Here is a 21,610-nt window from a genome sequence, read left to right on the forward strand (position 1 = left end):
AAAGCGGCCTCCTTCCGCGTTGGGATTGACTGAGAAACGATCCCAACTGGAAGGACCACAATGACCCCGCTTTCCCTGCTCGATTTCTGCACCGTCCGCGAGGACGAGACTCCCGGCCAGTCCATGGAACGCTCCGTGCAGCTGGCGCAGACGGCGGAGAAGCTGGGGTACAGCCGCGTCTGGTACTCCGAGCATCACAACATGCCGTCGATCGCGTCGTCGTCGCCGGCGGTGCTCATCGCCCACATCGCCGCCAAGACCGAGAAGATCCGTCTCGGTGCTGGCGGCGTCATGCTTCCCAACCACTCCCCGTATGTGATCGCGGAACAGTTCGGCACCCTGGCGGAGCTGCATCCGGACCGGATCGACCTCGGCCTGGGACGCGCCCCGGGAACCGACCAGAACACGCTGGGAAGAGCCCTGCGGCGCGATCCCCGCGCGGCCGAGAGTTTTCCGAACGACGTGCTGGAGTTGCAGGGCTACCTCGCTGGCGAGCCAGTCGTCCCGGGCGTGACGGCGGTGCCGGGCGCGGGAACGAATGTGCCGCTGTACATCCTCGGCTCGTCGATGTTCGGGGCCACGTTGGCGGCCAAACTTGGCCTTCCCTATTCTTTTGCCTCCCACTTCGCGCCGACGCACTTGGAAGAGGCGACGACGTACTACCGCGAGAATTTCCAGCCATCCGAATACTGCAGCGAACCGTACGTGATCGCGGCGGTGAACGTGACGGCGGCCGACAGCGAGGCGGACGCGGCGCGCCAGTCGGAGCTTGTTCGCAGATCCCGGGTCAAAGCATTTGTGGGACGCCAGGGGCGGACGCTGACTGAAGACCAGGTAGATGCGGTCTTGAACTCGCCGCAGGGCCAGCAGATCGTCGGCATGCTGCGCTACACCGCGCAGGGAACGGACGAGCAGGTCGGTGAGTACTTGGAGGGGTTCGCAAAGCATTCAAAGGCCGACGAATTGATGCTCTCCTTCCAGGCACCGACGCATGAGGAAGTGCTGCATTCGATGGCCATCACAGCAACGCTTATGTAGCTGAACCTATGCATATAAAGGTTCGCTTCAGGCTCAAGCCCAGTAATATATTCAACAATTAGTGGCAACGTGAGAGCCTGGAGAATCGCCATAGCACGCCAACAACATGAGGAAATCGCGCGGTACCTCCGCGACCTGATCCACGACGGCGTACTCGTCCCCGGCGATCCCCTCCCCTCCGAAGCAGAACTCTGCGAGAAATTCGACACCTCACGCGGGCCCGTGCGCCAAGCGGTCGCAGCGCTACGCGGCGACGGACTCATTTCTTCGGGGCGCGGTCGACGCTCGCTGGTATTGGAGGCGCCGAAAGTGAACAGCTTCGACGCGCTGATTTCCACCACGTCCCTCCTCCAAGAAGCTAACCAGGAGGCGGGCGATAAGATCCTCCGCGTCGCACGCGAACCAGCAACGCCGACGATCGCAGAGCTACTGAACCTCGAGATCAATGATCCGGTCGTCGAGATCGTCCGGGTCCGCACGGCGAACGAAACCCCTGTGCTCATCGAGAGGCTGGTGTTTCCATTCACAATCGGTGAGCGCTTTTTGACGTTGGAGCCAGGGGCCGAGGCTTTGCACGACCAGCTTTTCGACGGCGGCGTGGTCATCGACAACGCGTCCCGCACCGCACAGGTGTCCACGGCGACTGCCCACCAGGCAGAGCTTTTGGGCATCGCCGAAGGAGAGCCGGTGTGGAAGCTTGAGATGCGGGCTTCCACCTTCCAAGGCGAGCCCGTCGAATACGCGGAGAATATCTACCGCGGCGATGTGGTCAAGGTCGAATTGAGCAGCGTGCGGGGCGCGTCCATCCCGCTGAAGTTTGAGATCACCGCAGCGCACGAATAGCCTTTTGCTCATGAGAGCAAGAGGTGCCGTGGTGGCGGTGCTTGCGGTCGGATCGCTGTCGGCATGTTCCGCTGGCAGTACGGCATCGAACGTCGGCCGCATTGAACCTGAAAGTGTCGTCGTGGGCACAACATCCGCGCCCGCCTCGCTCGACTTCACAACCACGGGCGGCGCGGCCATTCCTCAGGCGCTCATGGGCAACGTGTACGAGACGCTCGTGCTTATCGACGACACCGGTACGCCCCAGCCCCTTCTCGCCGAGAGCTGGGACGTGAGCGAGGACCGCACTGAGTATGTTTTTCACCTCAAAGACGGGGTCACCTTTTCCAACGGCGAGAGATTCACCGCCGAGACGGCCGCGTTTTCCATCGATTATGTGCAAAATGAGTGGACGAACGGCCTTGCGAAGCAGATGAATCCGGTCAGAGATGTCGAGGCTCTCGATCCACTGACTCTGAAGGTGACATTGGAGTCTCCATCCAATAGTTGGTTGTGGTCGATGGGGACGTTGACGGGGGCGATGATGGCGCCGGAAGGCGTCGATAAGCTGGCCACCGATCCTGTGGGAACCGGGCCGTACGTGGTCGACCGTTTCGCGCTCGGCGAGTCGATTTCTTTTGATGCGCGCGAGGATTATTGGGGCGAGCCGGCGCAGCAGGACGCTGCGATCAGGTACTTTTCGGACGCTGTGTCTTCTGTCAATGCTTTGCGCGTGGGCGATGTCGATGTGCTGTGGGGCTTGCAGGCGCCGGAATTGCTGGAGACACTTCCCGACTCTTTCGGCATCGACGTCGGCACGACGAACGGCGAGGTGCTGCTGAGCTTGAATAACCGGCGTTTTCCATTCGACGACCCGGATGTGCGCCGCGCGGTCGGGTACGCGATTGACCGGGATGCGCTCAACGACGTCGTGTGGAATGGATTAGCGACCGACACTGGCGGCGCCCCAGTGTCCCCGAGCGATCCGTGGTTCACCGGGAAAGACTATTTTCCGTTCGATCCGGACAAGGCGCGGGAATTGCTGCGCGGACGATCTCCGGAAGTGGTGATCACCGTGCCGTCTCTTCCCTACGCGCAAGATGCGGCGGAGCTGATCTTCTCCCAGCTGAAGGATGTCGGCTTCGACGTGAGGCTAGAGACCGTGGAATTTCCCGCGGTGTGGCTGAACCAGGTGCTCCAGCAGGCGGACTACCAGTCATCAATGATCGCGCACGTGGAACCGCGCGATGTGCAGCAATTGTTTTCTCCCGAGTATTACCTCGGGTTCGATTCTGACGCGGTGCGAAGAGATTTCGCGAATGCCGACGCCGGGACGCCGGAAGAGAATGTCGAGTACATGAAGGACGCTGTCGATTCGATCATGGAGGAAGCGGGCGCTGTCACGTTGGCGAATTTGCCCAATATTGTCGTCACGGCGCCCGGCGTGGAGGGTGTGGATCCGACGGTGGTCACCGACGGAATCGACCTTTCGGGGGTGACCAAGCGGTGAAAGCTTTAGTCCGGTTCTTCTCGATGCTCGTCGCGGCGAGCGTCATCATTTTCCTGTTGCTGCGGGCCGTCCCCGGCGACCCGGCGCGGATCGCTTTGGGCGTGACTGCGACCGACGAGGACGTGGCGAAACTAGCGAACCAACTGGGCACGGACAAGCCTCTTTACCAGCAGTATTTCGACTGGATCGGCGGCATGCTCACAGGCAATTTCGGGATCTCGTTGACCAGCAAGCAGGACATCACTCCCCTAGTGATCGACCGGATGCAGGTCTCGCTGATCCTGACGGTGAGCGCCATGGTTTTGTCGATGGCGATCGCGATTCCGCTGGGAACGTATCTGGTCCGGCGCCGCGGGAAGCTGGATACGGCGATCGTGTCGGCCTTGACGCAGGCCGGTATCGCAGTTCCGAGTTTTCTGGTCGGCATTTTGACGGTGGCTGTGTTCTCCGTCTGGCTCGGGTGGTTGCCCGCCAATGGTTGGGTGCCGCCGAATGCGGGATTCGGGGATTTCGTGGCGCACCTTGTTCTTCCGGTGGTGGCTCTGTCGCTCGTTCAGGCGGCGATTCTGACGCGGTATGTGCGCAGCGCCGTCAACGAGGAGTTGGACAAGGACTATGTGCGCACTGCGCGGGCAGTCGGCTTATCGACGAGACAAGCTCTGTACCGGCATGCTTTGCGCAATGCATTTCTCCCGGTTTTGACGGTCACGGGACTGCAGCTCACGACGCTGATCGTCGGTGCGGTGGTGATTGAGAAGGTGTTCGCGCTGCCGGGGCTCGGCTCCATGCTTTTGGATGCTGTGGCGACGCGCGACCTCACCACGGTGCAGACCCTGATGATGCTGCTCGTGGTGTTCACTCTGGCGGTGACGTTGATCGTCGATGTCCTTTATCGCTTCATCGACCCGCGGCTCAGGAGGCAGGCATGAGGAAAATAGTCGGTCTGGTGCTTGTTTCTGTTGCACTTTTTGCCGCCGTTGTGGCGATGGTGTGGACGCCATTTGATCCGGTGCACGCGGTGCCGGGCGAGCGTCTGCAGGGATCGTCGTTGACGCACCTGATGGGAACCGACCAATACGGCCGCGACGTGCTCAGCCGCGTCATGGACGGAGCACGGACGACGCTGACTGTGGCAGTTGCATCGGTGGCGTTGTCGGCGCTGATCGGCGTTCCCCTCGGGGTTGTCGCCGGCATGAAGCGCGGCTGGGTCGAGGGTCTGATCATGAGGACGAATGATTTGCTGCTGGCCTTTCCCGCGCTGCTTCTGGCGATCGTGTTCACTGCTGTTTTCGGCGGCTCGATGTGGATCGTGGTGCTGGCGATCGGCATCGCGGGAATCCCGGGGTTTGCGCGGGTCTCCCGTGTGGGGACATTGCAGGTGATGGCTCAAGACTATGTGCTCTCGGCGAGGATCTCGAAGGTGCCCGGGCTCCTGATCGCGTGGCGGCACGTTTTGCCGAATATTACTTCGACGTTGGCGGTGCAGGTGTCGGTGTCGCTGGCTCTGGCAATTCTGGCGGAGGCGGGGCTGTCGTTTTTGGGCCTCGGCACTCCGGCGCCGTATGCGTCGTGGGGCAGGATGCTGCAGTCGGCGCAGGCGTACCTGTCCACTGCCCCGCACCTGGCGCTGTGGCCGGGCCTGGCCATCGCCGCGACGGTGTTGGGATTCAATCTGCTGGGGGATGCTGTGGCTGACAGGAGGCCGCGATGACTCTCGTGCGCATTGAGAACCTCACCATCGACGGGATCCTGGAGGGGATCTCCTTCGACATTCAGCCCGGCGAAAGGCTCGGGCTGATCGGCGAGTCTGGTTCCGGCAAGTCGATGACGGCGCTGACGATCATGGGGCTGTTGGACGAAAGATTGAAGCCGAGCGGCACCGTGATGCTCGACGGCGCCGACATGATCAATTCGTCCCCGCGGGTGAAGAGGAAGCTGCGCGGCACGAAAGTGGGGATGATCTTCCAGGAACCGATGACTGCCCTGGACCCGCTGATGACGGTCGAACGCCAGGTGGCGGAAGCGTGCTCGCTCGACAAAGCCCGCGAACTTTTGCACGAGGTCGGGGTCGATCGCACCTCGAGCTACCCGCACGAATTGTCCGGCGGACAGAGGCAAAGAGTGTTGATTGCTTTGGCGATTGCAGGTGATCCCGATCTGCTCATCTGCGACGAGCCCACGACAGCGCTGGACGTGGAAGTGCAGCAGCAGATCCTCGATCTGCTGGACAGCCTGGTTCGGGAGCGCGGGATGGCGTTGCTGTTCATCACCCACGACCTCGCCGTGATCAGGAAGATGATCGACCGCGTGATCGTGCTCAAGGGCGGAAGAATCGTGGACCAAAACGCGGATCTGGATGCGCCGAAAGTCGACTACACCGCCCAGCTGGTGGAGGCGTCGAAGCCAAAATCATCAGCAGAAATCCGCGCAACAGGCGAACCGATCATCGAGCTGAAGGACGTGACGTGGCGCCGCGGAAGCACGGTGGCGCTGGACAATGTGAACTTGACTGTTCACGAAGGCGAAAGAGTTGGCATCGTCGGCGGCTCGGGGTCGGGAAAGACGTCCCTGTTGAGGGTCATTTCCGGGTTGAACGAGCCGGATTCAGGCACGGTGCGCGTCGACGGCGACCTGCAGATGGTCTTCCAGGACCCCTACTCTTCCCTCAATCCGCGGCGAAAAGTACGCGATTCCATCAGGGAGGCCGGCGTGGACGAGGCGCGGGCTGACGAAGTTCTTTCCCAAGTCGGGCTGGAGGGAATGGGCTCGAGGTTTCCGAGCCAGTTCTCCGGCGGGCAGCGCCAGCGCATCTCGATCGCGCGCGCCGCGGCCCCGCACCCGGAGATCCTCATCGCGGACGAGCCGGTCTCCGCGCTCGACGTGTCGGTGCGCGCGCAAGTGCTGGAGCTTATCGACGACCTCGTCGTCCACGACCGCGCCACCCTCATCTTCGTCTCGCACGACCTGTCCGTGGTCCGCCAAGTCTGTCCGTCAATCGCGGTGTTGTACCACGGGAAGATCGTCGAAATGGGGCCCACGGAAGAGGTGTGGGCGAACCCGCAGCACGAGTACACGCAGAAATTGCTCGCCGCGATTCCGTAGGCTGTGAAGGCATGAGCATCGTCGTTGTCGGCTCGATCAACGCCGACCTGACCGTCAATGTTGAACGGCATCCTTTCCCCGGTGAGACCCTCTTGGGCGGCGGTGGCGGCATCACGCCCGGCGGCAAGGGCGCCAACCAGGCGGTCGCAGCTGCACGTTTGGGATCAGAAGTTTTCCTCGTCGGAGCGGTCGGCGAAGATGCGCATGCTCACGAGGCAACGCATTTGCTTATCGACGCCGGCGTGGACCTTTCCGCGGTCGAGGTTTCCCCGAAGCCGACTGGTCTGGCGGTCATCACCGTGGCGGCGGACGGAGAGAACACCGTCATGGTGGTGCCGGGGGCGAACGGGGATGTGGGGGCAGGTGTCGTCGATAAGCATGCTGCGTTGATTGCGGACGCGGAACTGGTCTTGTTGCAGGGCGAGATTCCTGCGGATGGGTTTGCGCGGGCGGTCGAGCTGGCGGAAGGGCGCGTCGTGGTGAATCTGGCGCCGGTCATCGACGTGGATCGGGATGCTCTAAAACAAGCTGATCCCCTGATCGTCAACGAGCACGAAGCTCAACTGGTGCTCGGAAAAGAAGCTTCTCCGGAAGAATGTTTGGAAGAGTTGCTGGCAGAGTTTTCTTCTGTCGTGGTGACTTTAGGCGCGGACGGGGCGTTGGTGGGAAATGCCGACGGAATCGTCCGGATTGCTTCTCCGACAGTTGTTGCAGTCGATTCCGTCGGGGCGGGCGATGCGTTCACGGGCGCGCTGTGCCACCGACTGTTGAAGGGCGATAGCTTGGTCGAAGCAGCTGCGTTTGCTTCGAGGGTTGGCGCGTTTTCGGTGACGCGGCCGGGCGCGCAGCCGTCATATCCGAATTATTCGCAGCTACGCCTCGAAAACGGCGCGGAATAGGCCGCACCCTGCGCGAATTCATCGTGATGACGGTTGTCGTTCCCACCACCATCCTCATTCTCGCCTTCAGCATTTTCGGCGGCACCGCGATCTCGTTCTCGCGCGACGGCGTCGAGGGCTTCGACGGGGAATCCACGCCAGAGCAAGTACTTTTCTCGCTTTTCGACGCCCTCCCCCTCTCCTCCGCCACCCCCTATATCCTCATCGGGATCCTGGCCGTTTTCTTCATTACCACTGCTGATTCCGCATCGGTGGTCATGGGGACGATGTCGTCGAAGGGCGACCCCGACCCCAACAAGAAGGTCTCCGTGTTTTGGGGCTTGTGCATGATGGGCGTCGCCGCTGTCATGCTGTTGTCCGGCGGCGAGGATGCGCTGTCCGGTCTGCAGTCTTTGACGGTGCTGATTGCTCTCCCCTTCTCCATCGTCATGCTGGGTCTGCTGTTTTCTTCCGTCCAGGACTTGCGGACTGATCCCCATTCGATCCGCGACAAGTACGCCGAGACCGCCCTCCAATACGCCGTGTGGCACGGCCTTGAAGATTACGGCGACGACTTCGAACTCGTCGTGCAGAAAGCCCGCGAAGGCGACGGCGCCGGCGAGGACTTCGACTCCACCGACGACAAATACACGCGCTGGTACGAGCGTTCCGATGAAAGGGGCAACCGTGTCGGATACGACTACGAGACTGGCACCTGGGAAGACGGCTACATCAAGGACGAAGTCGAGGAAGACTAGCCCTGCTATCGGAGTTCGAATCTTTCGAGGATCTCGTAGCGGGAACCTCCGGCGCGGCCCTGCCCAAGGTGGGATTGGACGAGGCAGATCTCGTCGGCGGTGAAGTCGGGGCCGCGGTAGACGGACAGGGCACGGACGATATCGGGGACGGCGTAAGGGTCGTGGGAACGACGGCCGGTGCGGCCGATGGTGAGGTGGGCTCGCTGACGGGGGCGGACATCCACGGTCGGGTCGGCGCTCTCCGCCATCAGCGTTCTGAGATTGTCTGTATCGCCGCCGACACCGGTCCATAAGGTGCGGTTCTCGAAGGCGCCGGCGCCGGAAAGGTGGAGACTCAGCGGCGGGCGGAATGCAGCGATCTGGACGAGGTGGGCGCGGATCGCGGAGGCCTCGTTGGGCTGGTCGCCGTAGAAGGCGAGGGTGAGATGCCAATTATCGGGGTCAGTCCAGCGGATCTCCTGGCGGGAGAAATCCCGGATCGGGCGCAGCGCCGTGACAAGGTGTTCTTTCGCCTCGTCGGAGGGAAAGAGCGCCGCGAAGACCCGGATCATTATTCCTCGTCGGTGGACAGCGCCGCGACGAATGCCTCCTGCGGCACCGTGACGGAGCCGATGGATTTCATGCGCTTCTTACCGGCTTTCTGCTTCTCCAGCAGCTTGCGCTTACGGGAGATATCGCCGCCGTAGCACTTGGACAGGACGTCCTTGCGCAGGGCGCGGATATTCTCGCGGGCAATGATCTTCGAGCCGATCGCTGCTTGGACGGGCACCTCGAACTGCTGGCGCGGGATGAGCTCCTTGAGCTTCTTGGTCATCTTGTTGCCGTACCACTGCGCGGAGTCGCGGTGGACGATGGCTGAGAACGCGTCGACGGGCTCACCCTGCAGCAGGATGTCGACCTTGACCAGATCGGCAGTCTGCTCGCCAGCCTCCTCGTAGTTGAGGGAGGCGTAGCCCTTCGTGCGGGACTTGAGCATGTCGAAGAAGTCGAAGATGATCTCGCCGAGCGGCATGATGTAGCGCAGCTCGACGCGCTCTTCGGAGAGATACTCCATATTCTTCATCTGGCCGCGCTTGGACTGGCACAGCTCCATCGTGGTGCCCACGAATTCCTGGGGCACGATGAGCGTCATGTTGACGATCGGCTCGAAGACTTCCTGGAGCTTTCCGCCCGGCCAGTCGGACGGGTTGTGCACCAACGACTCGGTGCCGTCTTCCGCGACGACGCGGTAGGTCACGGACGGAGCAGTGGAGATCAGGTCGAGATCGAATTCGCGCTCCAGACGGTCGCGGGTGATCTCCATGTGCAGCAGCCCCAAGAAGCCGCAGCGGAAACCGAAGCCGAGGGCGACGGAGGTCTCGGGCTCCCAGGTGAGGGAGGCGTCGTTAAGCTGGAGTTTTTCCAAGCTCTCGCGCAACGTCGGGAAGTCCTCCTGGGACACGGGGAACAGGCCCGAATAGACCATCGGCTTGACATCCTCGAAGCCTTCGAGGGGCTCGTCGGCGCCCTTGTTCGCCCAGGTGACGGTGTCGCCGACGCGGGTCTCGCGGACGTCCTTCACACCGGTGATGAGGTAGCCGACCTCGCCGGGGCCGAGACCTTTTGCCTTCTGCATCGTCGGGGAGACAATGCCGATCTCGAGGATGTCGTGGGTGACGCCGGTGTTCATCATGGTCACCTTCTGGCCCGACTCCAATTTTCCGTCGATCATGCGGATGTAGGTGACCACGCCGCGGAAGGTGTCGTAGACGGAGTCGAAGACGAGCGCGCGGGCCGGGGCGTCCGCGCCCTCTGCCGCGAGCGGCTTTGGCGGCGGGACGAGCTCGACGACCTTGTCCAGAAGTTCTGCAACGCCCTCGCCAGTCTTGCCGGACACGCGCAGGACATCCTCCGTTTCGCAGCCGATGATGTGGGCGATCTCGGCGGCGTACTTCTCGGGATCGGCGGCCGGCAGGTCGATCTTGTTCAGCACCGGGATGATCTCGAGATCGTTCTCCATCGCCATGTACAGGTTGGCGAGGGTCTGGGCCTCGATGCCCTGCGCTGCGTCGACAAGCAAAATTGCTCCCTCGCATGCGTCGAGTGAACGCGACACCTCGTAGGAGAAGTCGACGTGGCCCGGGGTGTCGATCATCTGCAGAATGGTCTGCTTGCCGTCCGCCGTCGTCCACGGCAGGCGCACGTTCTGTGCCTTGATGGTGATGCCGCGCTCGCGCTCAATGTCCATGTTGTCCAGGTACTGGTCGCGCATCTCGCGCGCCTCGACCACGTTGGAGAGCTGGAGGATCCGGTCCGCGAGGGTGGATTTTCCGTGGTCGATATGCGCGATGATGCAGAAATTCCGGATCTGCGCCGGATCAGTGAACGTCGTCAACGCGAAATTCGTGTTTGCCTTCGCCATCGGCCATCCCTCCTCAAAAACTAACGTCACCATACCGTGAGCTGGACGCCCAAGGGCAATCGCCGTCACGCGCTACAGTGGCCAAGCAGAAAGGAGTCCACGGTGAGCGAAAATATTGGCCCCTGGCTCGGCGGGCAGCCGATGCGCCGCGAGTGGAATGCGTCCGCCGAGCTGTTCCCCAAGGATTTCAGCCGCTTCGTGCTGCCTCAGAACCTGAACCAGTTGATGGACGGGACGAATGCGCACACGTTCCGCACGTACGACGAGTTCATCCGGTTCATCGAGCCCGTCGCGCCCCCTGCCCCGGAGCGGAGGCAAGCCCGCTTCACATTGGCTGCGATCTGCTTGGTTCTCGCGATGGTCGTCATTCCGATCGGTGCGTTGATGGCGAGCGGCGGGGTCATCGCCGCGGGCGTCGGTTTCGGTACGGCATCGGTCATTTTCGGGCTCGTGGCGCTCGGTCAGCAGATGATTCACAGTTCCGAGCAGAGACGGCAGCTTCCGCCGCAGCAGCGGCTGGCCCAGAAATTCGGGGGCGAGCCGGCAGCGGCGTTGCCGGTGTTCATCGCGGACCGTCTCACCATGACGGCCGAGGAGAACGACGTGCTCGACCAATGTTTGGGCCTCTACAACTACTGCCAGGCCAACCATTTGCCGCTCAGCGCCGGCCACTGGCGCGACCTCACCCAGCACGCGCTCGCCCAGACGCGGCTCGCGCGGAACACGGACCAGCCCAAAGCTCTTGAGAATTTACGGTCCAATATCGACCGGCTCGACCTGTAGTTTGCTTGTCGACGTCGCGTGACACCCACTAGGCTCTAACCCATGAAGTTCCTGCGGCGCCTTGCCGACAAGCCCACTGCGCTGGATCAAGGGCTGAAGATCCTCAACGAGCGCATGGGCAACTCCCCCACTCGCGTGCGCCGCCGCCCCGCCCGCACCCGCGTGGTCCCCACCCGCGACATCTCCCGCAGCATCTTCTACGCCCCCGACATGGACGGCCAGGCTGAACCCGGCGAAGTGGTGTGGTTCAACGTTCCCGCCACTCCCCTGAAGGAACGCTCCATGCTCGTGGTGGGACGCGACCGCCACGAGGTCTTGGGCCTGCTCATTTCCGCAAATGAAGACCACGCGGACGATTCCGACTGGGTCGCGATCGGTTGCGGAGAATGGAAAGCCACCGGCGAGCCCTGTTGGGTGCGCATGGACAAGACTCTCTTCGTCCCCGAGACAGACCTGCGCCGCCGCGGGGCGCTGTTCCCGGCACGCCGTTTCGAGCACATCGCCGACCACCTGCGCAAGCACTTCGACTGGGCGTAAACGCGATTTTGGCCAGGCCGCGATGGTTGCTAGGCTCTAAACGTTATTCGGCGCGCCGCATACCGTGGGCAGGACCTTGGGTTCGCGGTCTGTGACAAATTGCGGCGCTTTCAAGTTCCGGATGCACGTTCATTTCACGACCTTCAGGACTTTCAAGAGGTACATCATGGCAAATATCAAGCAGCAGAAGAAGCGCGTTCTCACCAACGAGAAGCGTCGCGTCCGCAACAAGAGCATCCGCTCCGCAGTCCGCACCGAGATCCGCAAGTTCAACGAGATCGTCGACGGCGGCGACAAGTCCGCAGCCGAGGAGCAGCTCCGCGTCGCATCCCGCAAGCTGGACAAGGCTGTGACCAAGGGCGTCTTCCACCGCAACAACGCGGCCAACAAGAAGTCCAACATGGCTCGCGCCCTGAACAAGCTCGGCTAGAGTCTGCCGAGTCGAAAGGATCCGCTCACCTCTCTGGTGGGCGGATTTTTAGTTCCTGGAGCTGATATGTCACGACGGGGTGCGCGCCGTAATATCCCCCTCATGAAAAATCTCCGCCGGGGTGTGGGGACGACACTGCTCCAATCCGGCCTCGGTTTCCGGGCGGTCAGCGTCGACGGCGTGGTCCGCCCGTACACGGTGGTGCTGCCGCGCAATTACAACCCGTTCAAGGCGGTATCCCGTCATCATCGGTTTCGGCGGATGGCAGCACAATGCTGGCCGCACCCGCTCGTACCAGCAACTCGTGTGTGCCGCCGGCGACCGCGCCATTGACATGTAGCCGCAGGGCATGAATAACGCGTGGGGCGGCGCCCCGAACGCGCGCACGGAGATCCACACGGCCCAAAGCGGCGGGCACACGTGGTTCCCCGGCGCCACGAACCGCGTGATGCGCTTCTTCTTGGGCTAGGATCCCAACCCGATAATTCCGCGGACGATCAAGAAAGCGCCGGCGACGATGAAGAATCCGCCGGCACCGATGTCGATAAAAGGCCCGGCCCTGAACAATCTGCGGCGCACCCGCTCGGTGGACACCACGAGACTGAACCCGATGAACAGCAAGAACGCAGTGATCCAGAGGGCGAAGATCACCAGCGCAGCAGTGCCGATGGAGGGGCTCGGCGGCAGCAGAGGAGCGACGAGGGCGGCGAGGAAGAGGACGATCTTGGGGTTTGAGAGGTTCGTCGTCAAGCCTGTGAAGAACGCTTCGCGCATCGTGCCGAGACGCTCCGCCGCGTCATCCATGTCCAGCGGCGGATTCTCTCTGTCCCGGATGCCTTGGCGCGCGGTGGTGTAGCCCATGAACACGATCCAGGCGCCGCCGGCGACCTGGACGAGCTCGAGCAGCCACGGGAACGCAGTCAAAAGAGCGGCGGCGCCGAGAACGGTCAGCGTGATCCAGAAGAACGCGCCGACATAGATGCCGCAAGCGGCCGCGATCGCGTGGCGGCGGGAACGCGTCGCATAACGCGTGAGCAGGACGATATCCGGACCGGGCGTGGCTGCGCCCGCCAGATTCACTAAAACGATCGCCGCGAGGTCCGCGGGATTCACTTGCTCATCTTCTCCACGAGGTCGTCGCGCTCGAACATCCTCGCTGTCGAGATGGCGTCGGGAGTGCCGGCAGCCGGGTCGGCACCGGCGGCGAGGAGGACGTCGACAAGCGCGTCCTCTTTTTTGAACACGACGCCCGCGAGCGGTGCCTGGCCGCGGTCGTTGAGCTTGTTCACGTCCGCGCCGCGCTCGATGAGGCCCTTGACGAGTTCGACGTGGCCGGAGTACGACGCGAGCATGAGGAAGGAATTGCCGTCCTGGTTGGTCATGTCCACGGCGACACCTTGGTCGACGTAGTCCAGCAAGGTGGTGTCGCCGTCGCGCGCCATGTTGAACAGGCGGGTGGCGAATTCTTGCACGTCTGCGGGAATCTCAGTCACGGTGACGCACACTATCACGCGAGCTGCGCGATGCGCCGGACAGCGTCCTCGACGGCGAATTCGGGGTCGCCGCCCTGGCCTTTGACCGTCGCGTCGAGGTCCGCGACGATGATCACAGCCTCGCTGACCGAGCTGCCGGACCAGTTGCGTGCGACCTGCATTGTTTTCTTTGCGACGAACGGGTGCATCCCCACAGTCCGCGCAATCTGGTCGGGGTTGCCGCGGGTCTGGTACAGCTTCGCCACGTCGCCGACCTTGTTCGCCAGCGCCGCCGCGATCGCGACAGGACTGATGCCCAACTGCAATGCCCGGCGCGTGCTGGCCAGTGCGCGGTCGGTGCGTCCCGCGATCGCCTGGTCCGCGATGTCGAAGCCGGAGACCTCCGCGACACCGGTGTAGTAGGCGCGAACTTTCGCGACGGTGAGCTCCCCTTCCGTGTCGGCGACAAGCTGCTCGATCGCCGACGCCAGCTCGCGCAAATCCGAGCCGACGGACTCGAGGAGCGCGCCGATCACGTCGGGCGTGGGGCGGACTCCGTGCCGCCGGAATTCGGCCGTGACCCAGCTTTGGCGTTCGCGCTGGTTCGGAGGGTTCACTTCGTGCACGTCAGCGACTTTGCGGAATTTAGCGACGTACGACTTGTTTCGCCCTTTCCCGCTGTGGACGATCACGAGGGTCATGCCCGGCGCGGGATCGGCGGCGGCCTGCAGCAAAAGTTCGGTCGGTTCCTTGCCTGCGAGCTCAGTGTTGGTGACCACCACGACGCGCTCCTCGGCGAACAGCGACGGGCTGGTGGCCTGCGCGAGCTCGGAGACGGTGATGTCGCCGGCGCGGAGGGTGGACACCTCCGCGGCGGGGCCGACCTCGTCGATGATGCTCTTGGTGGCGCGCTCGGCGAGAAATTCGTCTTCACCGACGACGAGGTGGACTGGGATGATCATGCTGGTCATTGTACGGATAGATCACGGGGATGCCCTCCTCGGTCACGACATTCCGCTCGCGGTTTTTCGGCTCGCGCACAACGACGACGGTCGTACCGTGCGGGACCTTCCCAATGTCGGCTTCGGTTTCGACGACATACGGTTTCCGCTTATCGACGACCTCAGTTTCCCCTCCCATCGCCACCCCCAGGAGCACCGCGGCAGCCGCGATGGTGAGTCTGGGGCGTTCCGCGATGAAGCCGGCGAGAATCCACCCGTAAACGACGATGGCCTGGAGGGGTTCTGCCTCGATCGTGGTGGCGGGCAGACGTGCCCCGGTGTCGGCGACGGTGCGAATCCACCCGGCGAGCGGAGCTACCACCCACAGCAGCGGCGCCGCGAGCGCGGTGTGGATCTGCGCCAGGATCGCCGCCGCCATGCCCAGCACCGTGACTGCCCCGACGACGGGACTGACGAGAACATTGGCGATGACCGCCACGAGCGAGACTTTTCCCGCCATCCCCGCGATGATCGGCGCGGTGGCAAGGTCCGCCGCGATGGCCACTGAGAGTGCTTTCCCGAGAATGTCCGGCCACCTCAGCGGCGCGAGCGCCCGGTAGATCAGCGGCGAGATCGCCACGATGCCGGCTGTGGCCGCGGTGGATAGAGCGAATGCGTAATTGACCGCCAAGTCTGAATCGACCAGCACGAGTCCGATGACGGACAGGCTGAGCACGTGGATCGGCTCCGCCCGTGTGGAGGCGATGATCGCGGTGAACCCGACCAACCCCGAGACCGTGGCGCGCAGGACGCTGGGTTCCGGCCCGACGAGCCCGGCGTAGACAAGCAGAGCTATTCCCGCCGCGATGATCTGCCCGCGCAGCCCGAGCCGGCATGCACCCGCGATGAGCAGCGCGGCCGTTGCGACGTACATGCAATTCGCGCCGCTCACGGCACTCAAGTGGCTCAAGCCTGTGTCGATATAGGCCTGCTGCTCACCGGAGCTTTGCATGGAGACATCGCCCAGCACCATGCCGGGGATGAGGCCTTGGGCGTGCTCCCCCACCGCCGCGTCGACGGCGGACGCGAAAGTCTCTCTCACGTTTGCGGCGAACGCCGCGAACCCGGTGGGCGGGCCGAGCACGTCCACGTCCCCATTCACCGTCACGGTTCCGATGCCGGGGCGGGTGGATTCGCTGAGGGTGCCGGAAACTTCGACAGTGGTGCCGGCAGATAGTGGCTCGATGCCGTCAGTGAAGACTGGGATGGGGGCGGGGTACCCGTCGACATTGACGTTGACGAGCCAGTTACCTGTATCCAGTTTTTTCGGCGCCCCGCTGACGGTGCCGGTGAAGGTCTCACCGAAATCAGATGTGCGGGCCGTCGCGCACCGGGCCCACGCGACTGCCGCCGAACAGGCGCCGAGCCCGCCACACAGAATCGTTTGTCCGTAGGCACGCGCCACGAGACAACACGCGATCGCTACCCCGACTGTTCCGAGCGCCCACGCGGGGCCGGCGAGGATGACGGTCAAAGCGGATATCCACACCGCCGCGGCGGGCGGGACGAGACGCAGTTCGCGCATCAGAGACTGACCAGGTCTTTGATGGCGTCGAATTTGGCGGGACCGATTCCTTTGACGTCGAGAAGCTGCTCGACGCTGGTGAACGAACCAATCGATTCCCGGTGCGCGACGATCGCCGCGGAGGTCGCTTCGCCGACGCCGGGCAGCTCAGTGAGATCCTGCGCAGATGCGGAGTTGATGGATATGCCGGAGCTGGCCTCTCCTCCCGGCACCCCCTCTCCCTGGACAGGGACGACGATCTGTTCGCCGTCGGCGAGGAGTTGGGCGAGGTTGAGGCTGAGCAATTCGGCCTCGGGCAGAGGTTTTGCCTGCTCGAGGGCGTCGGCGATCCGTGCACCGTCGTCGAGGGTGACCAGGCCGGGCTCGGCGACAGCTCCGACCACGGAGACGACGAGCGTGGCGGGAGCGGCTTCCGCGGTCTCCCATTCGGATTCGGGCGGGTCGTCGCGGAGGACGAACCACCCGCAGACAAGGACGAGGACGATCCCCACCGCGGCGGCGGCCTGTTTCGGCGCGACAGCGAGGCGGGGTTCGGGGTACTGGACGGCGAGGAGATCTTCTTCCCCGGTGGGACGTGTGAGTTCGGCGAGGCGTTGCGATACCTTCATGCCGCTCACGCTAAGGCGCATCTAAACGGCTGAACAGCGCACTCGAGAGAAGTTGTGGATAACTGCGTTGCGCGCCGTATCCCTGTGGAATTCGCCTTATGGATAGAAGACAGACAACCCGATCGCGCCCTCGCCGGTGTGGGCGGCGACGGCGTCGGTGAAGGGGAAAAGGTGGACAGACGAGCCGTCGACAAGCTCTTCTTTTAGCATTTCTGCGAGCGCGGCGGCGCTGTCCTCGTCGGCGCTGTACTGGACAGCGGCGAAGACGGGCGAGCCGTCGGCGCGGTCGACAACGTGGGCGACGAGCTTTGAGAATGCCTTCGATTGGGTGCGGGTCTTGATCGCGAGTTCGAGTTTGCCGTCGTTGACGCGCAGGATCGGCTTCGTGGCCAAGAGTGCGGCGGACAGCATGGCGGTGGTCGCGGACAGGCGGCCGGATTTGCGCATGTCGTCGAGTTGCCGCAGGTACAGCCATGTCTCGGACATGGCGAGCGCACCTTCCGCGGCGGCCGCGCACCCGTCGAGATCGGCGCCGGCGCGCGCGAAAGAAGCCGCGACGATAGCTGCCGCGCCGACGGCCATGCCCGCAGAATCGGTGTCCACGACACGCACCGCATCGTCGAAGACGGCGGACGCACTCACCCCCGCGGACCACGTGGATGACAGTCTTTTGGACAAGTGCAGCGCGACGATTCCGTCGTCGCCGCCGCGCTCCAATTGCCGTGCGTACGCCGCGGCAAGCTCCAGGGCGGACAGCCCGGAGGTGGAGGCGTCCTCGTCCTCCATCACATGCAGGTCGAGGACGGTGATGTCAAGCTTCTCCGCGAGCTCCGCCGGCACACCTGCCGAGGAGTCGACGACTACGCGGACAGCCATCAGACCGCCCCCTGATTCCACGCCTCGAGGTACCACTGCACGTCGTTCCACGTACCGTCGCCGCCCATCCGCGGGCGGGCGTACAACTGCGAGGTATTCGTATTTTTCAAGCTTTTGAGCAGCGGATACTGGGCATGGTCGAGCCCCAGGAGATTCGACGTCAGCGCCGAAATCGTTCCGCCGTGAGCGACGAACAGCACGGCGGCACCGTCCCACCCGTCCCATTGCAGGAGCTTATCGACGACCGGTCTCGCCCTTTCCGCCACGCCCAGCCTCGATTCGCCTCCGCCGGGCGGTGCCCACGACGGGTCGTGCCGCCACGCCGCGCGGGCGCCGACAAATGAGCCGTCGACCTCGACGTGCGTCATGCCCTGCCACTGGCCCAAATGGGTCTCGCGCAGGCGGGGATCCAGCTCCACCTCCAGGCCGAGTTTCTCCCCGACGATCTCGGCGGTGGTGCTCGCGCGGGACAGGTCCGACGACACGATTTTCACGATGCCCATGTCTTTCACCCACTCGGCGGCGGCGTGGGCTTGGGAGATCCCGGCGTCGGAAAGCTGCGTGTCCAGCTGTCCCTGCATGCGGCGCGTGGCGTTGTACGTGGTCTCGCCGTGCCGCATCATGATCAAGCGTCGGCTCATGGTCGGCCTAGATATCGTCGTCGTTGCTCGGGCCCTCACCGGCGAGCGGCAGGTCGTCGATGTCTTCGAGCTGGCGCACACCCGCGCCGTCGGCGAACTGGCCGGGGCGCGCCGGCGGTTCGATGCCCTCGACCTCGATGAGCGGGCAGTCCGCGTACAGGCGGTCCAGGCCGTAGAACTCGCGCTCCGCGTCGCGCTGAACGTGCACGACGAGCATGCCGTAATCCAGCAGCACCCAGCGGAATTCGCGGTTGCCCTCGCGGCGCTTCGGCTCCGCTCCCATCTTCGTCAGCGCATCCTCGACCTCCTCCACGACGGCCGCCACCTGGCGCTCACTGTCTGCGGAAATGACGACGAAAATGTCGGTGATGGCCATGACATCCGTGACGTCGATGACGGCGATATCGCGTCCGAGTTTCTCGTCGGCGGCTTTCGCGGCGGCGACGGCCAATTCGCGGGCGGTGTCAGAAGCAGTCAAACGTGCAATCCTTACTCGACAAAGTTCTCTTTCAACCTACGCATTGTCGCACGTCGGCGTCAGTCTGGCCAGTTGGCGTACATCTCGTTCTTGGCGATGTACTGCACGACCCCGTCCGGCACCAAATACCACACCGGGCGCCCCTGCGACGCGCGCTCGCGGCAGTCCGTCGACGAGATCGCCATGGCGGGAATCTTGATCAAGTGCGTTTTGCCGCGGTGGACCTCCGGGAGCATGTCTTCCGTCAGCCCGTAGCCCGGGCGCGTGACGCCAACGAATTCGGCGAGGTCGAACATCTTCTCCCAGTCGCGCCACGACATGATTGATGCAAGTGCATCGGCGCCGGTGATGAAGAAGAGCTCGTCGCCAGGATAGAGCTCTGCGATGTCTTTGAGGGTGTCCACCGTGTAGGTGGGGCCGCCGCGGTCAATGTCCACGCGGGAGACATGGAAGCGGGGGTTGGAGGCGGTGGCGATCACCGTCATCAGGTAGCGGTCTTCCGCGTCGGAGACGTTCCGGTCGGCTTTCTGCCACGGCTCGCCCGTAGGCACGAACACGACCTCTTCCAACGCGAAGATGTCGGCGACCTCACTCGCCGCGACGAGGTGTCCGTTGTGGATCGGGTCGAATGTGCCGCCCATGATGCCAATCCGGCGTGATGTGCGGCGCGGTTCCGTGGCTGCTTCCGTCGGGAATGCCTCCGCTGTGTCGGGTCCTGTCATAGCGAGAAGGTCTTACCTTCAATTTTGGCATGCGCGTCGGGCGCAGCAGCCACTGTACTTCCCAGTGCGACTATTGCGGCCACAACCATAGGAGCGATACGCATCCCGAACTACTTTCTTCCAAAAAGGGGCTTCGTTCTGGGCTTTCCCTGGGGCATAGGTGCGCATTCGAGCGCACTTTGCGACCTTATCCAGGGCAATTCAATAAACCGTTATCTATATCGTACCCCATCGACCCATTTACCAAAACGATCAGCGACGACATTGTCCCACCGCGACTGCCACACAAAGTAGCGGCCGTGGTTGCCCCCTGTTCGCTCGGATGCGCGGAGGGTCGCGATCGATGCGTCGCACACGCCGTCGAGCGGCAGGCAGTAGTTGACGCGGTTGCGGGTCGCGGCGGCAGTCTTGGAGTTCAGCGGGGACCAGCCGACGAGGCCGCCGGCACCGCCGCCTTTGACGCCGAGGGTGGCGGGGTCGCCCGGCGCAGTCATCGGGTTGCCCAGGTAGACGGCGCCGGCGAGCTGGCCGCGGCGGGCGATCTCGCGCTCGGCGTCTTGCAGGATCATCGCGCCCTGGGAGAAGCCGACGACGACGTACTTCGGATGGCAGCCGGTGACACGCTGGGGACGGCGGGGACGATGGTGGCGGTGACGGCGAGGACGAATGCGAGAACCAGTGCGAGCGCGCGGCGACGCGAGAAAAGGATTGACACGGACTGGATTCTAAACTGAAACTAATCGCGCGTCTGGCCAGTTCCCTCCAGAATCCACTTCGTGCTGGTCAGCTCCGGCAAAGCCATAGGTCCGCGGGCGTGCAGCTTTTGCGTCGAGATGCCGATTTCCGCGCCCATTCCGTACTGCTCCCCGTCCGTGAATGCGGTGGAGGCGTTGACCATCACGGCCGCGGCGTCGACCTCGGCGGCGAATTTCTGGCACGTGTACGCGTTTGTCGACGCGATCGCCTCGGTGTGCCCGGAGGAGTATTTTGCGATGTGCTCGATCGCGCCCTCGACTCCGTCGACGATCTGCACGGCGATGTCCATCGAGAGGTACTCGTCGGACCAGTCGGCTTCCGTCGCGGCGACGATATTCTCCACGCCGAGAGCAGAGAGCTTATCGACGTCCCCGTGCACCGTCACCCCCGCCTCCTGCAGCGCAGTGATGACGCGGAGTTGGTCCTCGGGGGAAAGCGCGCCGTCGATAAGCGCTGTTTCGGTCGCGTTGCACACGGACGGGCGGCGTGTCTTGCCGTTCAGCAGCATCGCGATGCCCTCGTCTAGGTCCGCGTCTTTGTCGATGTAGAAGTGGCAGTTGCCGGTGCCGGTCTCGATCGCGGGCACCGTCGCGCCGGTGACCACCGCGTCGATCAGGCGCGCCGAGCCGCGCGGGATGACCACGTCAACGAGCCCGCGCGCCGTGATGAGGTCCTGCACCGAATCGTGTGTCTCGCACGGCAGCAGCTGCACGATATCGCGCGGCAGCTCGTGCTTTTCCGCGACGTCCTGCAGGATCGCCACGAGCGCCTCATTGGAGTTCTTCGCCGACTTCGAGCCGCGCAACAGCGCCACGTTGCCCGACTTGATCGCCAGGCCGAACGCGTCGACAGTGACATTTGGTCGCGCCTCGTAGACCATGCCCATCACGCCCAGCGGCACGCGGACCTGCTTCATGTGGATGCCGTTCGGCATGAGCCCGCCGCGCAACACTTCCCCCACCGGGTCGGTGAGCGACGCAACCTGGCGCAGGCCGCCCGCAATGCCCTCGATGCGCGAGGCGTCGAGCGCGAGACGGTCGATGAGCGATTCGCTCAAACCGTTCGCTTTCCCGTCCTCGATGTCATTGTTATTCGCGGCGAGAATCTCGTCCGTGCGTTCGACGAGCTCGTCCGCGGCGGCGTGCAACACCACATCCTTGTCCGGCGTGGCGAGCGTAGCCAAAACTGGAGCCACCTTCTTCGCCGCGCGGGCCTTAGTCAGGACTTCTTCGCGTTCAATTTCTCTCGAATCGGTCATGCTGGCCCACTGTA

Annotated in this window: 24 protein-coding genes and 1 pseudogene; 11 read left to right on the forward strand and 14 right to left on the reverse strand. The window is 63.5% G+C overall.

The annotated features are described in order from the left end of the window. Nucleotides 1–60 precede the first annotated feature (60 nt). The 8 genes and pseudogenes from CAPP_RS08550 to CAPP_RS08585 all read left to right on the forward strand — a co-directional run. Nucleotides 61–1,038, forward strand: coding sequence for an LLM class flavin-dependent oxidoreductase (locus CAPP_RS08550; RefSeq protein WP_076599552.1), 978 nt, complete (start codon nt 61–63; stop codon nt 1,036–1,038). A 69-nt stretch (nt 1,039–1,107) separates the two neighbouring features. Next, complete coding sequence (locus CAPP_RS08555; RefSeq protein WP_084560621.1) at nt 1,108–1,881, forward strand: GntR family transcriptional regulator; 774 nt, start codon at nt 1,108–1,110, stop codon at nt 1,879–1,881. Nucleotides 1,882–1,891: 10 nt separating this feature from the next. Further along, a complete protein-coding gene (locus CAPP_RS08560; RefSeq protein WP_076599551.1) occupies nt 1,892–3,370 on the forward strand; it encodes an ABC transporter substrate-binding protein in 1,479 nt (492 codons plus the stop codon). A gap of 23 nt (nt 3,371–3,393) precedes the next feature. Further along, on the forward strand, nt 3,394–4,299 hold the full coding sequence (locus CAPP_RS08565; RefSeq protein ID WP_076599604.1) for an ABC transporter permease: 906 nt from the start codon (nt 3,394–3,396) through the stop codon (nt 4,297–4,299). Then, nucleotides 4,296–5,081: an ABC transporter permease gene (locus CAPP_RS08570; protein WP_076599550.1), complete on the forward strand. Its 786-nt coding sequence runs from the start codon at nt 4,296–4,298 to the stop codon at nt 5,079–5,081. Before CAPP_RS08565 ends, CAPP_RS08570 begins: the two co-directional genes overlap by 4 nt. Next, entirely contained in the window at nt 5,078–6,472 is a 1,395-nt protein-coding gene (locus CAPP_RS08575; RefSeq protein ID WP_076599549.1) for an ATP-binding cassette domain-containing protein, read from the forward strand. Before CAPP_RS08570 ends, CAPP_RS08575 begins: the two co-directional genes overlap by 4 nt. An 11-nt stretch (nt 6,473–6,483) precedes the next feature. Beyond that, a complete protein-coding gene (locus tag CAPP_RS08580) occupies nt 6,484–7,371 on the forward strand; it encodes a ribokinase (protein WP_076599548.1) in 888 nt (295 codons plus the stop codon). Next, nucleotides 7,371–8,108 (forward strand): annotated as a pseudogene (locus CAPP_RS08585) (BCCT family transporter); the annotation flags it as partial. The gene CAPP_RS08580 and the pseudogene CAPP_RS08585, both read left to right, overlap by 1 nt. A gap of 5 nt (nt 8,109–8,113) precedes the next feature. Here CAPP_RS08585 and thpR read toward each other — a convergent pair. After that, the gene (gene thpR, locus CAPP_RS08590; RefSeq protein WP_076599547.1) at nt 8,114–8,659 is read right to left on the reverse strand and encodes an RNA 2',3'-cyclic phosphodiesterase; all 546 of its coding nucleotides are present in this window, start codon (nt 8,657–8,659) and stop codon (nt 8,114–8,116) included. After that, nucleotides 8,659–10,509, reverse strand: coding sequence for a translation elongation factor 4 (gene lepA / locus CAPP_RS08595; protein ID WP_076599546.1), 1,851 nt, complete (start codon nt 10,507–10,509; stop codon nt 8,659–8,661). Before lepA ends, thpR begins: the two co-directional genes overlap by 1 nt. Before the next feature lie 102 nt (nt 10,510–10,611). Here lepA and CAPP_RS08600 point away from each other — a divergent pair, with 102 nt between their 5' ends. From CAPP_RS08600 to rpsT, 3 genes are all read left to right on the forward strand, one after another. After that, the gene (locus CAPP_RS08600; RefSeq protein ID WP_076599545.1) at nt 10,612–11,292 is read left to right on the forward strand and encodes a hypothetical protein; all 681 of its coding nucleotides are present in this window, start codon (nt 10,612–10,614) and stop codon (nt 11,290–11,292) included. Between the two features lie 42 nt (nt 11,293–11,334). Then, nucleotides 11,335–11,829 (forward strand): type II toxin-antitoxin system PemK/MazF family toxin, encoded by a 495-nt coding sequence (locus CAPP_RS08605; RefSeq protein ID WP_076599544.1) that lies wholly within the window; start codon nt 11,335–11,337, stop codon nt 11,827–11,829. 166 nt (nt 11,830–11,995) lie between these two features. Then, complete coding sequence (rpsT, locus tag CAPP_RS08610) at nt 11,996–12,259, forward strand: 30S ribosomal protein S20 (protein ID WP_076599543.1); 264 nt, start codon at nt 11,996–11,998, stop codon at nt 12,257–12,259. A gap of 465 nt (nt 12,260–12,724) precedes the next feature. Here the strand turns inward: rpsT and CAPP_RS08615 are convergent, their stop codons facing one another. From CAPP_RS08615 to CAPP_RS08670, 12 genes are all read right to left on the reverse strand, one after another. Next, nucleotides 12,725–13,372: a LysE family translocator gene (locus tag CAPP_RS08615; protein WP_076599542.1), complete on the reverse strand. Its 648-nt coding sequence runs from the start codon at nt 13,370–13,372 to the stop codon at nt 12,725–12,727. After that, the gene (locus CAPP_RS08620; protein WP_076599603.1) at nt 13,369–13,701 is read right to left on the reverse strand and encodes an ankyrin repeat domain-containing protein; all 333 of its coding nucleotides are present in this window, start codon (nt 13,699–13,701) and stop codon (nt 13,369–13,371) included. The genes CAPP_RS08615 and CAPP_RS08620 overlap by 4 nt, the downstream gene beginning before the upstream one ends. Before the next feature lie 65 nt (nt 13,702–13,766). Then, nucleotides 13,767–14,702 carry a DNA polymerase III subunit delta gene (holA, locus tag CAPP_RS08625; protein WP_076599541.1) on the reverse strand — a complete coding sequence of 312 codons (936 nt, stop codon included), beginning with the start codon at nt 14,700–14,702 and terminating at the stop codon, nt 13,767–13,769. Beyond that, a complete protein-coding gene (locus CAPP_RS08630) occupies nt 14,662–16,257 on the reverse strand; it encodes a ComEC/Rec2 family competence protein (protein WP_076599540.1) in 1,596 nt (531 codons plus the stop codon). Before CAPP_RS08630 ends, holA begins: the two co-directional genes overlap by 41 nt. Further along, on the reverse strand, nt 16,257–16,865 hold the full coding sequence (locus tag CAPP_RS08635) for a ComEA family DNA-binding protein (RefSeq protein ID WP_084560620.1): 609 nt from the start codon (nt 16,863–16,865) through the stop codon (nt 16,257–16,259). The genes CAPP_RS08630 and CAPP_RS08635 overlap by 1 nt, the downstream gene beginning before the upstream one ends. Nucleotides 16,866–16,961: 96 nt before the next feature. Beyond that, entirely contained in the window at nt 16,962–17,741 is a 780-nt protein-coding gene (locus CAPP_RS08640; protein WP_076599538.1) for a DegV family protein, read from the reverse strand. Next, a complete protein-coding gene (locus CAPP_RS08645) occupies nt 17,741–18,382 on the reverse strand; it encodes a histidine phosphatase family protein (RefSeq protein ID WP_076599537.1) in 642 nt (213 codons plus the stop codon). Before CAPP_RS08645 ends, CAPP_RS08640 begins: the two co-directional genes overlap by 1 nt. Nucleotides 18,383–18,389: 7 nt before the next feature. Then, complete coding sequence (rsfS, locus tag CAPP_RS08650) at nt 18,390–18,860, reverse strand: ribosome silencing factor (RefSeq protein ID WP_076599536.1); 471 nt, start codon at nt 18,858–18,860, stop codon at nt 18,390–18,392. A gap of 59 nt (nt 18,861–18,919) precedes the next feature. Further along, nucleotides 18,920–19,582 carry a nicotinate-nucleotide adenylyltransferase gene (gene nadD, locus CAPP_RS08655; protein WP_076599535.1) on the reverse strand — a complete coding sequence of 221 codons (663 nt, stop codon included), beginning with the start codon at nt 19,580–19,582 and terminating at the stop codon, nt 18,920–18,922. A 212-nt stretch (nt 19,583–19,794) separates the two neighbouring features. Then, complete coding sequence (locus CAPP_RS08660) at nt 19,795–20,151, reverse strand: hypothetical protein (protein ID WP_076599534.1); 357 nt, start codon at nt 20,149–20,151, stop codon at nt 19,795–19,797. After that, nucleotides 20,148–20,297: a hypothetical protein gene (locus CAPP_RS08665; protein ID WP_290172847.1), complete on the reverse strand. Its 150-nt coding sequence runs from the start codon at nt 20,295–20,297 to the stop codon at nt 20,148–20,150. Before CAPP_RS08665 ends, CAPP_RS08660 begins: the two co-directional genes overlap by 4 nt. Nucleotides 20,298–20,318: 21 nt before the next feature. Further along, on the reverse strand, nt 20,319–21,596 hold the full coding sequence (locus CAPP_RS08670; RefSeq protein WP_076599533.1) for a glutamate-5-semialdehyde dehydrogenase: 1,278 nt from the start codon (nt 21,594–21,596) through the stop codon (nt 20,319–20,321). Nucleotides 21,597–21,610: the final 14 nt, after the last annotated feature.

Source organism: Corynebacterium appendicis CIP 107643, from assembly GCF_030408415.1.
GTDB classification, from domain to species: Bacteria; Actinomycetota; Actinomycetes; order Mycobacteriales; family Mycobacteriaceae; genus Corynebacterium; species Corynebacterium appendicis.

What these genes read in the sequence shown, in the direction of transcription:
- CAPP_RS08550 (WP_076599552.1), top strand. Translation starts at nt 61, where the DNA reads ATGACCCCGCTTTCCCTGCTCGATTTCTGCACCGTCCGCGAGGACGAG.
- CAPP_RS08560 (WP_076599551.1), top strand. Translation starts at nt 1,892, where the DNA reads ATGAGAGCAAGAGGTGCCGTGGTGGCGGTGCTTGCGGTCGGATCGCTG.
- CAPP_RS08565 (WP_076599604.1), top strand. Translation starts at nt 3,394, where the DNA reads ATGCTCGTCGCGGCGAGCGTCATCATTTTCCTGTTGCTGCGGGCCGTC.
- CAPP_RS08570 (WP_076599550.1), top strand. Translation starts at nt 4,296, where the DNA reads ATGAGGAAAATAGTCGGTCTGGTGCTTGTTTCTGTTGCACTTTTTGCC.
- CAPP_RS08575 (WP_076599549.1), top strand. Translation starts at nt 5,078, where the DNA reads ATGACTCTCGTGCGCATTGAGAACCTCACCATCGACGGGATCCTGGAG.
- CAPP_RS08580 (WP_076599548.1), top strand. Translation starts at nt 6,484, where the DNA reads ATGAGCATCGTCGTTGTCGGCTCGATCAACGCCGACCTGACCGTCAAT.
- thpR (WP_076599547.1), bottom strand. Translation starts at nt 8,659, where the DNA reads ATGATCCGGGTCTTCGCGGCGCTCTTTCCCTCCGACGAGGCGAAAGAA.
- lepA (WP_076599546.1), bottom strand. Translation starts at nt 10,509, where the DNA reads ATGGCGAAGGCAAACACGAATTTCGCGTTGACGACGTTCACTGATCCG.
- CAPP_RS08605 (WP_076599544.1), top strand. Translation starts at nt 11,335, where the DNA reads ATGAAGTTCCTGCGGCGCCTTGCCGACAAGCCCACTGCGCTGGATCAA.
- rpsT (WP_076599543.1), top strand. Translation starts at nt 11,996, where the DNA reads ATGGCAAATATCAAGCAGCAGAAGAAGCGCGTTCTCACCAACGAGAAG.
- CAPP_RS08620 (WP_076599603.1), bottom strand. Translation starts at nt 13,701, where the DNA reads ATGGCGCGCGACGGCGACACCACCTTGCTGGACTACGTCGACCAAGGT.
- holA (WP_076599541.1), bottom strand. Translation starts at nt 14,702, where the DNA reads ATGACCAGCATGATCATCCCAGTCCACCTCGTCGTCGGTGAAGACGAA.
- CAPP_RS08630 (WP_076599540.1), bottom strand. Translation starts at nt 16,257, where the DNA reads ATGCGCGAACTGCGTCTCGTCCCGCCCGCCGCGGCGGTGTGGATATCC.
- CAPP_RS08635 (WP_084560620.1), bottom strand. Translation starts at nt 16,865, where the DNA reads ATGAAGGTATCGCAACGCCTCGCCGAACTCACACGTCCCACCGGGGAA.
- CAPP_RS08640 (WP_076599538.1), bottom strand. Translation starts at nt 17,741, where the DNA reads ATGGCTGTCCGCGTAGTCGTCGACTCCTCGGCAGGTGTGCCGGCGGAG.
- CAPP_RS08645 (WP_076599537.1), bottom strand. Translation starts at nt 18,382, where the DNA reads ATGAGCCGACGCTTGATCATGATGCGGCACGGCGAGACCACGTACAAC.
- nadD (WP_076599535.1), bottom strand. Translation starts at nt 19,582, where the DNA reads ATGACAGGACCCGACACAGCGGAGGCATTCCCGACGGAAGCAGCCACG.
- CAPP_RS08660 (WP_076599534.1), bottom strand. Translation starts at nt 20,151, where the DNA reads ATGATCCTGCAAGACGCCGAGCGCGAGATCGCCCGCCGCGGCCAGCTC.
- CAPP_RS08670 (WP_076599533.1), bottom strand. Translation starts at nt 21,596, where the DNA reads ATGACCGATTCGAGAGAAATTGAACGCGAAGAAGTCCTGACTAAGGCC.